The organism is Corynebacterium sp. MSK035 (assembly GCF_030232615.1).
GTDB classification, from domain to species: Bacteria; Actinomycetota; Actinomycetes; order Mycobacteriales; family Mycobacteriaceae; genus Corynebacterium; species Corynebacterium jeikeium_D.
The window spans coordinates 272,149-284,384 of record NZ_JASPJP010000002.1; the positions used below are offsets into that span (position 1 = coordinate 272,149).

The 12,236-nt window shown below is 58.7% G+C and carries 16 protein-coding genes and 2 pseudogenes; 1 reads left to right on the forward strand and 17 read right to left on the reverse strand.

What is annotated here, in order from left to right; all coding sequences use genetic code 11:
- Positions 1 to 36 precede the first annotated feature (36 nt).
- The 3 genes and pseudogenes from QP978_RS02570 to QP978_RS02580 all read right to left on the reverse strand — a co-directional run.
- Positions 37 to 819 carry a formate/nitrite transporter family protein gene (locus QP978_RS02570; protein ID WP_419145431.1) on the reverse strand — a complete coding sequence of 261 codons (783 nt, stop codon included), beginning with the start codon at positions 817 to 819 and terminating at the stop codon, positions 37 to 39.
- A 222-nt stretch (positions 820 to 1,041) separates the two neighbouring features.
- A pseudogene (locus QP978_RS02575) lies at positions 1,042 to 1,584 on the reverse strand (PTS transporter subunit EIIC); the annotation flags it as partial.
- Positions 1,568 to 1,952, reverse strand: a pseudogene (locus QP978_RS02580) (glycoside hydrolase family 32 protein); the annotation flags it as partial. The pseudogenes QP978_RS02575 and QP978_RS02580, both read right to left, overlap by 17 nt.
- Before the next feature lie 27 nt (positions 1,953 to 1,979).
- Between QP978_RS02580 and QP978_RS02585 the strand changes: the two are divergent.
- Entirely contained in the window at positions 1,980 to 2,876 is an 897-nt protein-coding gene (locus QP978_RS02585) for a carbohydrate kinase family protein (protein WP_284856807.1), read from the forward strand.
- A 20-nt stretch (positions 2,877 to 2,896) separates the two neighbouring features.
- Here QP978_RS02585 and QP978_RS02590 read toward each other — a convergent pair whose 3' ends face one another.
- From QP978_RS02590 to tuf, 14 genes are all read right to left on the reverse strand, one after another.
- Positions 2,897 to 3,556, reverse strand: a complete 660-nt coding sequence (locus QP978_RS02590) for a class I SAM-dependent methyltransferase (RefSeq protein ID WP_083296841.1) — start codon at positions 3,554 to 3,556, stop codon at positions 2,897 to 2,899.
- Between the two features lie 53 nt (positions 3,557 to 3,609).
- Positions 3,610 to 4,959 carry a magnesium transporter gene (mgtE, locus tag QP978_RS02595; RefSeq protein WP_069359389.1) on the reverse strand — a complete coding sequence of 450 codons (1,350 nt, stop codon included), beginning with the start codon at positions 4,957 to 4,959 and terminating at the stop codon, positions 3,610 to 3,612.
- Between the two features lie 202 nt (positions 4,960 to 5,161).
- Positions 5,162 to 5,440, reverse strand: coding sequence for a 30S ribosomal protein S17 (gene rpsQ, locus QP978_RS02600; RefSeq protein ID WP_042388398.1), 279 nt, complete (start codon positions 5,438 to 5,440; stop codon positions 5,162 to 5,164).
- Positions 5,437 to 5,673: a 50S ribosomal protein L29 gene (gene rpmC, locus QP978_RS02605; protein WP_005509851.1), complete on the reverse strand. Its 237-nt coding sequence runs from the start codon at positions 5,671 to 5,673 to the stop codon at positions 5,437 to 5,439. Before rpmC ends, rpsQ begins: the two co-directional genes overlap by 4 nt.
- Entirely contained in the window at positions 5,673 to 6,089 is a 417-nt protein-coding gene (gene rplP / locus QP978_RS02610; protein ID WP_016422059.1) for a 50S ribosomal protein L16, read from the reverse strand. The genes rpmC and rplP overlap by 1 nt, the downstream gene beginning before the upstream one ends.
- A 3-nt stretch (positions 6,090 to 6,092) precedes the next feature.
- Positions 6,093 to 6,833, reverse strand: coding sequence for a 30S ribosomal protein S3 (rpsC, locus tag QP978_RS02615; RefSeq protein ID WP_016422058.1), 741 nt, complete (start codon positions 6,831 to 6,833; stop codon positions 6,093 to 6,095).
- Positions 6,833 to 7,195, reverse strand: a complete 363-nt coding sequence (gene rplV / locus QP978_RS02620; RefSeq protein ID WP_005509775.1) for a 50S ribosomal protein L22 — start codon at positions 7,193 to 7,195, stop codon at positions 6,833 to 6,835. Before rplV ends, rpsC begins: the two co-directional genes overlap by 1 nt.
- 3 nt (positions 7,196 to 7,198) lie before the next feature.
- A complete protein-coding gene (gene rpsS / locus QP978_RS02625; protein ID WP_005509882.1) occupies positions 7,199 to 7,477 on the reverse strand; it encodes a 30S ribosomal protein S19 in 279 nt (92 codons plus the stop codon).
- A gap of 14 nt (positions 7,478 to 7,491) precedes the next feature.
- Positions 7,492 to 8,334, reverse strand: coding sequence for a 50S ribosomal protein L2 (gene rplB, locus QP978_RS02630; protein ID WP_016422056.1), 843 nt, complete (start codon positions 8,332 to 8,334; stop codon positions 7,492 to 7,494).
- Positions 8,335 to 8,371: 37 nt separating this feature from the next.
- Positions 8,372 to 8,677 (reverse strand): 50S ribosomal protein L23, encoded by a 306-nt coding sequence (gene rplW, locus QP978_RS02635; protein WP_005509869.1) that lies wholly within the window; start codon positions 8,675 to 8,677, stop codon positions 8,372 to 8,374.
- Positions 8,677 to 9,324, reverse strand: a complete 648-nt coding sequence (gene rplD, locus QP978_RS02640; RefSeq protein ID WP_049190610.1) for a 50S ribosomal protein L4 — start codon at positions 9,322 to 9,324, stop codon at positions 8,677 to 8,679. Before rplD ends, rplW begins: the two co-directional genes overlap by 1 nt.
- Entirely contained in the window at positions 9,321 to 9,977 is a 657-nt protein-coding gene (gene rplC, locus QP978_RS02645) for a 50S ribosomal protein L3 (protein ID WP_005509762.1), read from the reverse strand. Before rplC ends, rplD begins: the two co-directional genes overlap by 4 nt.
- A 31-nt stretch (positions 9,978 to 10,008) precedes the next feature.
- Positions 10,009 to 10,314 carry a 30S ribosomal protein S10 gene (gene rpsJ / locus QP978_RS02650; protein ID WP_003938093.1) on the reverse strand — a complete coding sequence of 102 codons (306 nt, stop codon included), beginning with the start codon at positions 10,312 to 10,314 and terminating at the stop codon, positions 10,009 to 10,011.
- A 674-nt stretch (positions 10,315 to 10,988) separates the two neighbouring features.
- Positions 10,989 to 12,179: an elongation factor Tu gene (gene tuf, locus QP978_RS02655; RefSeq protein WP_016422054.1), complete on the reverse strand. Its 1,191-nt coding sequence runs from the start codon at positions 12,177 to 12,179 to the stop codon at positions 10,989 to 10,991.
- Between the last annotated feature and the right edge of the window lie 57 nt (positions 12,180 to 12,236).

The following is a 12,236-nucleotide window of genomic DNA, read 5'->3' on the forward strand; positions in this document are numbered from 1 at the left end:
AACTCGGCACTCTAAGACTCCGGCGCAGCTCAAAAACTAGTCAACATAGCTGGTCTTCGTCTGGTTCAACCAGGCGTAGACCGCGCCGATCCCAAGGCCACCACCTACGAAGTTACCTAGCCACACGGCCACCCAGTTAACAGTAATGTGCAGACCATCGAAGCCTGTAGGATGCGGATCAGCGAAAAAGGCCAAGGAAAACAACGAGAAGTTCGCAATCACGTGCTCGAGTCCGAGCCCGACGAACACTGCAATGATCGGCAGAATCACAGCGAACTTCGAAATGATTTCTTTGGCTTGTAGCGCACCTAAGACAGCCATGTTGACCACGAAATTCGCACCCATGGCCTCTACGAAAGCGCCGAAGAACGGCTTGGCCAGCTTCCCCTCAGTCAAGGTGGAAATCAGATGTGTGTCATCAATCCCACCGAGCTTGGCGCTCTGGCTGAGCACCAGCGCCACAATCGCCGCACCGATGAAGTTGTAGAACGTAGCGACGGCCACCATTCGAAAGGCCACTCCCCACGCCATGCGTCCGCGTGCGGCGGACCAGGACACAAACATCATGCTGCCGGTCGCCAGCTCTGCACCGAGCACCACAATGGCGAACAGTCCAAGCCCGAATAGGCACGCAAAAACCAGTCCCCCAGTCCCCGGCGCGACGCCCTCTGCTACTTGCCCGGCCACCGCAGCAAATGCCGTCCCGAGCGTCAGGTACATACCCGCCAGGACCGCTCGCACGGCAAATCGTCCGTAGTCCTGCGTCAACAGTTCCTGTTTCTTGTCGCCAGCCGTATCCAGCGTTTCGTATAGCATCACCGCCGAAGCCTTTCCCTGCGTGCCGTTAATTGCAGTTATTCGCATAAAAGAATAACGACAGGCTGACGCGGAATCGCAACCGCTTTACGACGGTCACAGCGCCCTACCCCCCCTTAGGCGCTGCAACCAGGAACTGCGATTCACCGTCGAAGAGAGGCAGATTTACTTCTTCTCTGCGGTAACAGCAGGTTTCGCAGCAGTTTCTGACTTCGGCTCGTCCTTCATGGTTGAGGCAATGGCCGAGGCACCCATGCCGATGTAAAACGGCCAGCGCAAACGTAGGTTCACACCGAAGATGACCGGCTCGGTAATACCGAATAGCGCCGACATACCGGAGGCGCCTGCCAACCCCTTGAGCTTCTCGCTCTTGGCCAGGAAGTACACCGCCAGTGCGGCACCACCTTGAGCGATATTGGCCATCGATGCCGTCGCGAAAATGAACGAGCCGCCCTGATCCCACAGCATGTACTCGATTGGAGGGAAGGACTGGTGCAGACCAGTGATGACAATTGGCGAGTAGACCAAGCCGAACAAGAAGCCACCCACAGGTCCCGCGAATTCGTACAGATTTGCAAGACCAATACCCAGCCATTCACCTGCAGTGCGCAGTACTGGACCAATGGCGGCAAAGGTGATGAAACCAGTGATCAGCAACGTCAACAGTGGTGTCAGCATAAAGTCGACAGTGCCCTTGAGACGCTTATGGAAGAACTTCTCAATCGTTGCCAGAATCCATGAGATAACCAGAATCGGCAAGATGAATCCCACCCTCCGGGCCGGAGGGAGCAAGCGCACGGACGCGGTTCTGCGATGGTATACGGCGTCCGTCTGCCTTCAAGTTTCCGGTATAAAAGAGCCACACATCATTGCCATCAACAGCCGCGCCGCCCGAATAACAACCATGCTTGTCATAGGGCATGTCCGGATACAGCGCATCTGGATGATGACGCCACCGCTCGGCCGTCGTGAGCGACGCGGACGCATGCCCCCCACCCAGTTCTCTTCGGCGCATGTGGAAAGCATGGATCATGCTGGTCGAACACATGCAGTGTCTCGCCGTCCACGAAAAGGCCATTCGGGTCATTCAGTCGGCCCTGTGGCGGTGACAGATGGTAATTCGGCCGATAGGTCATACCCCCCCCCCCGATATTATTGAAGTCATGGCTATTTGTGTTTGCGGCGAAGGTCTGGTTGACCTCGTTCCGGTATCTCCTGGCAGCCTCAATAACCACGTGCCGGCGCTAGGCGGGGGTCCCTACAACGTCGCGGTCACGGCCTCTCGCCTCGGTGCGGATGTTATTTTCCAGTCCCGCCTGTCTACGGATGGATTCGGAAATGAGCTGGTCAAGCACTTGGAAACCGAAGGGGTCGACACCACTTACGTTCAGCGTGGCCCAGAGCCGACCATTCTGGCGGTAACCACCATCCACGACGATCGCTCTGCAACATACACCTTTTACACCGACGGCACGGCCACCCCACTTGTGGAGCCGAAGCTCATCGATGCGAATATCGCATGTTTTGGCACGCTGTCGCTGGCGCTGGAACCGGGTGCCAGCCGATACGCGGAATTGCTCAAGCAGTTCGCAGCCAACGACACCCTAGTCGCTTTGGACCCGAACATTCGCCCCATGTACGCAACGGATGCACACCGCGAATTCCTCATGGGCTTGCTCCCCTACGCCAATTTGTTGAAGCTCTCGGATGAGGAAGTCGAGTTCCTTGGCGAAGAGGCGCTGACTAAAGTTCCGGCCGCCGTCATCACCCGAGGTGGCGATGGGCTCACTTTGCTTGCCGACGGAAACCGCATCGATGTCCCAGCCGTCAACGCGAATGTCGTTGACACCATCGGTGCTGGGGACACAATTATGGGCGCACTTTTAGCGCAAATTGAGGAACGAGGTCTGACGGCAGCTGACCTGACTTCCGTATCACCAGATCAGTGGCGCGAGATTCTGCACTATGCGGCCGCCGCGGCTGCCATCACTGTGTCCCGCAAGGGAGCGCAGCCGCCGACGAAAACCGAAGTCGAAGAACTCCTGGCTAAGGATTCCTAGTCCGCGCTGCTTAGCCCGCTCTATTTAGCTCGCTCAAGCACTGCAACCAGGAACTGAGACTCTTTGTCAAAGGGACGAAGATCCCACGTGGAATAACGCTGAATCACGGTGAGCCCAGCCTCCTGCGCAGTGGTTTCAAAATCGGCAAAGTCCCAACCACGGCCAGCGCCGAAGCCGATAATGGCACGACCGCTCTCCGGATTCAGCACCTCCGCGAAGCCCTGCAGTACCTTCGCGCGGTCTTCTGCCGCTACGAAAGTCAGCACATTGCCGGGGCAAATGATGACGTCGAAGGCGGATGCCGTGTCATCGTGGGGTGTGTTCTCCAGCCCGTCGTCAAGCACGTGCGGCAGCTGCGCCAAGTCCCCTACCAACCACGTCGCGTCCGGGAACTGTCGCTTTGCCTCGTCGATGAGATAGGGGTCGACATCGACACCGACGACTCGATGACTAGCCTTCGCCAGGTAACCGCCGACGCGCCCCTGCCCACAGCCGGCATCCAGGATTCGAGCGTGGCGTGGCGCCATTGCATCCACCAACCGAGCCTCGCCGTCAATATCGCGGCCCTCGCGCACGAATCCCCGCCAGCGGTTGGCGTAGCGGCGGGAATGCTGCGGATCGGCGGCGATAATTTCTTTCCAAGTGCGGTGATTGTGGGTGCCATTGCTCATGGCCACCATTATGGCGCAGTTGGTCTCTTTTCTATACCGCCGACGTCCCCTGCGCGACGGGACTAGATTCCCAATACTGACTTAGCGATCAGGAAGTAGATGATTAGACCGGAGGCATCGACGAGAGTTGTAATGAACGGGTTAGCGAAGACGGCTGGGTCAATGCCGAACTTCTTACCAATCAGCGGCATGATGCCACCGACAGTTGCCGCGAGAGTACAAATACCCAGCAGCGTCAGACCAATCACTAGGCCGATGTCCCAGCCGTAAACCAAGCCAGCCAATAGCAGGCCGAGAGTACCAAGCAATAGACCGAGGAAGGCACCGACTCTCACCTCGCGGAGAATGACTTTGAATATATCGCGGGGTTGGACATCCCCCAGCGCCAACGCACGCGTAATCGTGGTTGCTGCCTGGTTACCGGTATTGCCACCTGTACCGATCAGCAGCGGCACAAATACCGAGAGAACCACCATCTGAGAAAGAGTCTCTTCGAAAGTTTCCAGGACTTGCACGGTCAATGTTGCACCGATAGCAAGCACGAGCAGCCACACCACACGAGAGCGAACAATCTCGAAAATGGGCGTCGCGAGATAGGGCAAGCGCAGAGGCTCAGAACCGGAAATACGAGCTTGGTCCTCGGAGTCTGCCTCTTCCAGAATCCGGAGGGCGTCGTCGACCGTGAGCAGACCGATAACACGCTGCTCGCTGTCGACAATCGGCAGAGCTAGGCGCTTACGATCAGCGCACATGCGGGCTACCTTCTCTTCGGATTCGGTCGCCTCTGCGTAATCGGCCTTCCGCAAAATCGCCGCAACATGGATATCACTGCTGGCGCGCATCAGTTCACGAAGGCTAACCACGCCCACCAGCCGACGGTTCCGGTTCGACACCGGCAGCGTGTAGATGGATTCGGCATCATCCAGATGCTTGTAGACGGTCTCCAGAGCCTCCCCCACCGTCATATCGTCGTGAAGCGACACCAGCTCCGGGCTCATCCGACGCCCAATGGAACCATCGGGGTAACCGAGGACGATGTTGGTTAGCTCTCGCTCGTCATCCGGCAGATCGGCAAGCAGTTTTGCAGCGACAGACGCAGGAAGCTCGTCGAGCAGCTCTGCTCGATCGTCCGGTTCCATCTCCGCGAAAACTGCGGTGACTTCAGGATCACGGAGACTGTCAATCAGGTGCGCCTGCAGAGCCGAGTTCAGCTCATCGAAGGTTTCAACCGCCGTGTCTTTCGGCAGTGTGCGGTAGAACAGCGCACGTTCCCCATGGCTGAGGCGGCGCATCTTTCGAGCGGCAGCCTTGGGCTCAATATCAGTTAAGAGCCGCGACAGCGTAGCCACGTCATGTGAGCGAAGCGCGGACTCGAGATCTCGATCATCAATCCTGGTCACGTCAGTAGTCACCGAACTTCTCCCCTCACAAAGCACAAATCCTGGCCAATGCTATCAGAGATAAAAACCCATCAAACCTGGACTGAGAGGACTAGAAATACGAAGGAACATGGCTTTCTAAAAAAAACAAAACCCCGCCACAGAAAACACTTTCGTGTTTCCCGCGGCGGGGTTCTCGTCGTAAAGCCCAAGCTGATTGCTCAGCTGACGGGTCTTACTTAGCCTTCTCGATGATCTCGATCAGGCGGTAGTGCTTGTCCTTGGAGAGCGGACGGCACTCTTCGATGCGGACGCGGTCGCCCACGCCAGCCTCTTCGTTCTCGTCATGCGCCTTGACCTTAGAGTTCGTGCGCATGATCTTGCCGTACAGGGCGTGCTGCTTGCGGTCCTCGAGCTCGACGACGATGGTCTTCTGCATCTTGTCGGACACGACGTAACCGGTGCGCACCTTGCGTGCGCCAGCCTCGGTGGTGTTCATGTTTTCCTCACTCATGCTGCATCACCATCGGTTGGTGCAGCAGACAGGCCGAGCTCGCGCTCACGCATAACGGTGTAAATGCGAGCAATATCCTTGCGGACAGTGCGGAGACGGCGGTTGTTGGTCAGCTGACCGGTAGCGCTCTGGAAACGGAGGTTGAACAGCTCCTCCTTAGACTCCTTGAGCTTGGCAACCAGGTCATCGTTATCCAGCGAGCGAAGCTCGTGGGCGGGAATGCCGTTCGACATCAGTACTGATCCTCCTTCCGAACGATTCGGGTCTTAATCGGCAGCTTAGCGCCTGCGCGCTTCAGTGCCTCGACAGCAGTTGCCTCGTCCGGGTAGGACATCTCGAACATGATGCGACCCGGCTTGACGTTTGCAACCCACTTCTCGACCGGGCCCTTACCGGAACCCATACGAACACCCAGTGGCTTCTGGGTCAGCGGACGGTCCGGGAAAATCTGGATCCAGACCTTACCACCACGCTTGACGTGGCGGTTGATAGCAATACGCGCTGCCTCAATCTGACGGTTGGTGATGTAGGCCGGCTCGAGAGCCTGGAGACCGTAGTCACCGAAAGTCACCTTGTTGCCGCCCTTGGACATACCAGAACGGGTCGGGCGGTGCTGGCGACGGAACTTAACGCGCTTCGGGATGAGCATGAATTAGCCCTCCTTCTTCTCAGATGCACGCTGACGACGCTTGCCACCACGACGCGGACGGTCGTTGCCGCGACGCTGGCGGTCGTTGCCGGCGTTGATCTCGGACTCGCGACGGCCACCGATCACGTCACCCTTGTAGATCCACACCTTGACGCCAATGCGGCCGAAGGTGGTGTGAGCCTCGTGGGTGCCGTAGTCGATTTCCGCACGCAGGGTGTGCAGCGGAACGCGACCCTCGTGGTAGCGCTCGGTGCGGCCCATCTCGGCACCGCCGAGACGACCGGAGCAGACAACCTTGATGCCCTTGACGTGCGGCTGACGCATTGCAGACTGGATAGCCTTGCGCATTGCACGACGGAAAGCGACACGGTTGGCGAGCTGCTCAGCGATGGACTGAGCAACCAGCTTCGCATCCGCGTCAATGTTCTTGACCTCGAGGATGTTCAGCTGAACCTGCTTGCCGGTGAGCTTCTCGAGCTGGCCGCGGATGCGGTCAGCCTCGGAGCCACGACGACCGATAACAATGCCCGGGCGTGCGGTGTGGATGTCCACACGCACGCGGTCACGGGTGCGCTCGATAACGACATCGGAGATGCCGGCGCGCTCAAGACCGGTGGACAGCAGATCGCGGATCTTGATGTCCTCGGCCAGGTAGTCAGCGTACTGCTTGTCGGCGTACCAGCGGGACTTCCAGTCGCTGGAAATACCGAGGCGAAGACCGTGTGGATGGATCTTCTGTCCCACTATCGGTCACCTTCCTTCTGGCTCTCGACGACCACGGTGATGTGGCTGGTGCGCTTGCGGACGTGGAAAGCACGGCCCTGCGCACGCGGGCGGAAGCGCTTCATGGTCGGTCCCTCGTTGGCGTAAGCCTCGGAGATGACCAGAGTACGACGGTCCAGGCCGAAGTTGTTCTCAGCGTTTGCAGCTGCAGACGCAACAACCTTGGCAACCGGATCAGCAGCACCCTGCGGAGCGTACTCCAGGATGTTCAGTGCCTCGTCGACGGACTTACCGCGAACGGTGTCCAGGACGCGACGTGCCTTCATCGGAGTAACGCGGACGAAGCGCGCAGTTGCGCGTGCAGAAGTAATGTCGTTGCTCATGGCTTATCGACGTCCCTTCTTGTCATCCTTGACGTGACCCTTGAAGGTCTTGGTCGGGGCGAATTCGCCCAGCTTGTGGCCGACCATAGAGTCATCCACGAACACCGGCACGTGCTTGCGACCGTCGTGAACGGCGAAGGTGTGGCCGATGAAATCGGGGAGAATCGTGGAGCGGCGAGACCAGGTCTTGATGACCTGCTTGGTGCCCTTCTCGTTCTGTGCATCGACCTTCGCGAGGAGGTGCTCATCGACGAACGGGCCCTTCTTAAGGCTGCGTGGCATTCTCAGTTCCCTCCTTAGCGCTTCTTATTCTTGTTGGTACGACGGCGACGAACGATCAGCTGGTCGCTCGGACGGTTCGGCTTACGGGTGCGGCCTTCCTTCTGGCCCCACGGGGAAACCGGGTGGCGACCACCGGAGGTCTTACCCTCACCACCACCGTGCGGGTGGTCGACCGGGTTCATGACAACACCGCGGACAGTCGGGCGCCAGCCCTTCCAGCGCATACGGCCGGCCTTGCCCCAACGGATATTGATCTGATCCTGGTTTCCGACCTCACCGACGGTTGCACGGCAACGTGCGTCGACGCGACGGATCTCAGAGGACGGCATACGCAGAACTGCGTACTTGCCTTCCTTACCGAGAAGCTGAATAGAAGCACCAGCAGAACGTGCCAGCTGTGCGCCAGCACCCGGCTTGAGCTCCACGCAGTGAATGGTGGAACCGGTCGGGATGTTGCGCAGCGGCAGGTTGTTACCCACCTTGATGTCGGCGTTTGCGCCGGACTCAACGATGGCGCCCTGCTTCAGGTTCTTCGGAGCGATGATGTAGCGCTTCTCACCGTCTGCGTAGTGCAGCAGTGCGATGTTGGCGGTACGGTTCGGGTCGTACTCGATGTGAGCGACCTTTGCCGGAATGCCGTCCTTGTCATTACGACGGAAGTCGATGACACGGTACTGGCGCTTGTGTCCGCCACCCTTGTGGCGAGTGGTGATGTGACCGTGAACGTTACGGCCACCGGTCTTCGACAGCGGGCGCAGCAGAGACTTCTCAGGAGTCGAGCGAGTAATCTCGCTGAACTCGGAGACGGAGCTCTGGCGGCGACCCGGCGTAGTCGGCTTGTACTTACGAATAGCCATACTTTTGCTCTTCCTTAACTTCCTCGTCGGCTAGCGGCTAAGCTGCCGAACCGCCGAAGATGTCGATGGGATCGCTGCCGGCCGCGAGAGTCACGTAGGCGCGCTTGGTGTTCTTGCGCTTGCCGTAGCCGGTGCGGGAACGCTTGCGCTTGCCCTCACGGTTGAGGGTGTTGACGGAAGCGACCTTGGCACCGAAAATCTCCTGGACCGCGATCTTGATCTGGGTCTTGTTAGCGTCGGTGTGGACCAGGAACGTGTAAACGCCCTGCTCCATGAGTCCGTAGGACTTCTCAGACACTACCGGTGCAACAATGATGTCGCGGGGATCTGCGATGGTAGCCATTACTTCTCCTCCTTACCGGCGGTGCGAGTGATGAAGTCATTGAGTGCCTGAACGGCGAAAATGACGTCATCGGCCTTCAGAACGTCGTAGGTGTTCAGCTGATCCTCAGACAGGATGTGGACACCTGGCAGGTTACGAACCGACTTCCACGAGTTGACGTCCTCGCGCGGCAGAACGACGAGCACGTTGCGGCGCTCAGTCAGACGCTCGACGAAAGTACGAGCTGCCTTGGTGGACGGGGTCTGGCCTGGGACCAGTTCCTCGACAACGTGGATGCGGTCGTGGCGAGCACGGTCAGAGAGTGCGCCGCGCAGAGCAGCTGCAATCATCTTCTTCGGGGTGCGCTGGCTGTAGTCGCGCGGCACCGGGCCGTGGACAATGCCACCGCCGGTCCAGTGCGGAGCACGGATCGAACCCTGACGAGCGCGACCGGTACCCTTCTGGCGCCACGGCTTGCGGCCACCGCCGCGAACCTCACCGCGGGTCTTGACCTTGTGGGTGCCCTGGCGAGCTGCTGCACGCTGTGCGACAACAACCTGGTGCATCAGGGCGATGGACACCTCCGCGTCGAACACGGAAGCAGGAAGCTCAACCGAACCGTTCACGCCGCCTTCAGCGGTGTGTACGTCTAGCTTGAGGTTGGTCATGCGTGAGCACCACCCTTCGTGGCAGTCTTAACAACCAGCAGGCCGCCGCGTGCACCCGGAACTGCGCCCTTGATGAGCAGCAGGTTCGCGTCAGCGTCAACCTTCTGGATCTTCAGGTTCTGGGTCGTGACCCGGTCGTTACCCATGCGGCCTGCCATGCGCTTGCCCTTGAAGACGCGTCCTGGCGTGGCGCAAGCGCCAATGCCACCAACACGACGGTGAGCAGCCTGGTTACCGTGAGCAGCACCCTGGCCAGCAAAGCCGTGGCGCTTCATACCACCGGCGAAGCCGTGGCCCTTAGAGGTACCAGTGACGTCGACGTACTCAATTTCGCCGAAGATGTCGACACCAACGGACTGGCCGACCTCGTAAGAGGAAGCGTCCGGGGTGCGAATCTCAACGCTGTGGCGACGCGGGGTCACACCGGCCTTCTTGAAGTGGCCGGCCTCCGGCTTGTTGACCTTTCGCGGGTCAATTTCGCCGTATGCAATCTGGACGGCGTCGTAGCCGTCGGTTTCCTTGGTGCGCACCTGAGTCACTACGCACGGCCCAGCCTCAACGACGGTAACCGGAACAACGCGGTTCTCCTCGTCGAAGATCTGAGTCATACCGAGCTTCGTGCCCAGGATGCCCTTGATCTCGTTTTCACTCATTTATCTTGTCTCCGCTACCAAAAGTCCAGGATCACTGAATGTTCACATCGACACTTGCCGGAAGGTCAATGCGCATAAGTGCATCGACTGTCTTCGGCGTTGGATCGAGAATGTCGATCAGACGCTTGTGAGTGCGCATCTCGAAGTGCTCGCGCGAGTCCTTGTACTTGTGCGGCGAACGGATAACGCAGTAAACGTTCTTTTCGGTTGGCAACGGCACCGGGCCAACGACGCGTGCACCCGTACGGGTAACGGTCTCCACGATCTTTCGCGCAGAAGCGTCGATAGCCTCGTGGTCGTAGGCCTTGAGCCTGATGCGGATCTTCTGTCCGGCCACGCTTGTCCTCTCCTCGGTCGGCGCGCCCCAATTAAAGGGGCGTCGACCCTGTCAATGTTTCTCGACGCCGTCAGCAACTATGGCCAGCGCCAGAAATTAAAACTGGGTTGTGCATTACTTCAAAGCGATTTCGTCTTCGATCGTCATGGCAAATTAACTTTTGGCCATGACCCGAGCGGACGAATAACGCCTTGCACTCAAATCCCAGTGGAAAACAAGTCCCCCTCGTGGGGCTCTTCATTTGCCTACTGCCGCTGTTAATTTGCCATGCCACCTCCGACCCCCGCGGTCGGGCGTGTCGCCCATTTTCTCCGTGAGGCACGATCGGGAAGAAACTTCCCTACGTGGTCATGCTCGCCTTACCATAGGCGCTATGTCCAATTTCGTACTGGTTCCCAGCTGGGCCTGATACAACAATTGGCGCGAACGCCTTTGTTAAAGCCACCTCCGTATTAAAGCACGTCCGGGCTACGAATGTAAAATCACGATTCCAAAGTGCAACGTACATCACACCCATTACGGCACAGTCTGCTTGACGACGGCTATTGCGCCGCCCCCCCCCCACCCCGTCTAGTGTCGGCTATGTACAGATACAAAAATCCCGACTCCCGCTTACGCGGAGTCGGGATTCTTCTAAGACTTAAGTTAAAGCATTTCCCCTATGGGGAGAAACCTTACTTAACGATCTTGGTAACGCGACCAGCGCCGACGGTGCGGCCACCCTCGCGGATAGCGAAGCGCAGGCCCTCGTCCATTGCGACCGGCTGAATCAGCTTGACAGACATGTCAACGTTGTCGCCCGGCATGACCATCTCGACACCTTCCGGCAGGGAAACGACGCCGGTGACGTCGGTGGTGCGGAAGTAGAACTGCGGACGGTAGTTGTCGAAGAACGGGGTGTGACGGCCGCCCTCATCCTTGGACAGGATGTAGACGGAACCCTCGAACTCGGTGTGCGGGGTGTAAGCGCCCGGCTTAGCAACGATCTGACCGCGCTCGATGTCCTCACGCTTGGTACCGCGGAGCAGCAGACCACAGTTGTCGCCAGCCTCAGCGGAATCCAGCAGCTTGCGGAACATCTCGATACCGGTAACGGTGGTCTTCTGGGACTTCTCCTTGATGCCCAGAATCTCGACCTCGTCGTTAACGTTCAGAACGCCGCGCTCAACACGACCGGTAGCAACGGTGCCGCGACCGGTAATGGTGAAGATGTCCTCAATCGGCATCAGGAACGGCTTGTCGGTCTCGCGAACCGGATCCGGGATGTTCTCGTCGCAAGCTTCCATCAGCTCGACGATGGAGTTGACCCACTTCTCTTCGCCCTCAAGAGCCTTCAGAGCGGAGATGTGGACGATCGGAGCTTCCTCGTCGTAGTCCTGCTCAGCCAGCAGCTCGCGGACCTCCATCTCGACGAGCTCGATGATCTCTTCGTCGTCGACCATGTCGCACTTGTTCAGCGCAACGAGGATGTACGGAACGCCAACCTGGCGAGCCAGCAGAACGTGCTCGCGGGTCTGCGGCATCGGGCCGTCAGTAGCAGCGACAACCAGGATTGCGCCGTCCATCTGAGCAGCACCGGTAATCATGTTCTTGATGTAGTCGGCGTGGCCCGGGGCATCGACGTGAGCGTAGTGGCGCTTCTCCGTCTGGTACTCAACGTGGGAAACGTTGATGGTAATGCCACGTTCCTTCTCTTCCGGTGCCTTATCGATGGCATCGTAAGCGAACGACTCGTTCAGGTCCGGGAACTTGTCAGCCAGAACCTTGGTGATAGCGGCGGTAGTGGTGGTCTTACCGTGGTCAACGTGACCAATGGTACCGATGTTGACGTGCGGCTTCGTACGCTCGAACTTCGCCTTTGCCACTTTTAGTCCTCCTGGAGGTCTAGGTGGCCACGACTCTCGCAGCCACAATTTTGTGGT

Bases quoted from the DNA above. Each gene is read 5' to 3' on its own strand.
- rpsS (WP_005509882.1), bottom strand. From the start codon at position 7,477: ATGCCACGCAGCCTTAAGAAGGGCCCGTTCGTCGATGAGCACCTCCTC.
- rplW (WP_005509869.1), bottom strand. From the start codon at position 8,677: ATGGCTACCATCGCAGATCCCCGCGACATCATTGTTGCACCGGTAGTG.
- rplC (WP_005509762.1), bottom strand. From the start codon at position 9,977: ATGAGTGAAAACGAGATCAAGGGCATCCTGGGCACGAAGCTCGGTATG.
- rplP (WP_016422059.1), bottom strand. From the start codon at position 6,089: ATGCTCATCCCGAAGCGCGTTAAGTTCCGTCGCCAGCACCGCCCGACC.
- QP978_RS02585 (WP_284856807.1), top strand. From the start codon at position 1,980: ATGGCTATTTGTGTTTGCGGCGAAGGTCTGGTTGACCTCGTTCCGGTA.
- rplV (WP_005509775.1), bottom strand. From the start codon at position 7,195: ATGAGCAACGACATTACTTCTGCACGCGCAACTGCGCGCTTCGTCCGC.
- rpmC (WP_005509851.1), bottom strand. From the start codon at position 5,673: ATGTCGAACGGCATTCCCGCCCACGAGCTTCGCTCGCTGGATAACGAT.
- QP978_RS02590 (WP_083296841.1), bottom strand. From the start codon at position 3,556: ATGGTGGCCATGAGCAATGGCACCCACAATCACCGCACTTGGAAAGAA.
- rplB (WP_016422056.1), bottom strand. From the start codon at position 8,334: ATGGCTATTCGTAAGTACAAGCCGACTACGCCGGGTCGCCGCCAGAGC.
- rplD (WP_049190610.1), bottom strand. From the start codon at position 9,324: ATGACCAACCTCAAGCTAGACGTACACACCGCTGAAGGCGGCGTGAAC.
- rpsQ (WP_042388398.1), bottom strand. From the start codon at position 5,440: ATGAGTGAGGAAAACATGAACACCACCGAGGCTGGCGCACGCAAGGTG.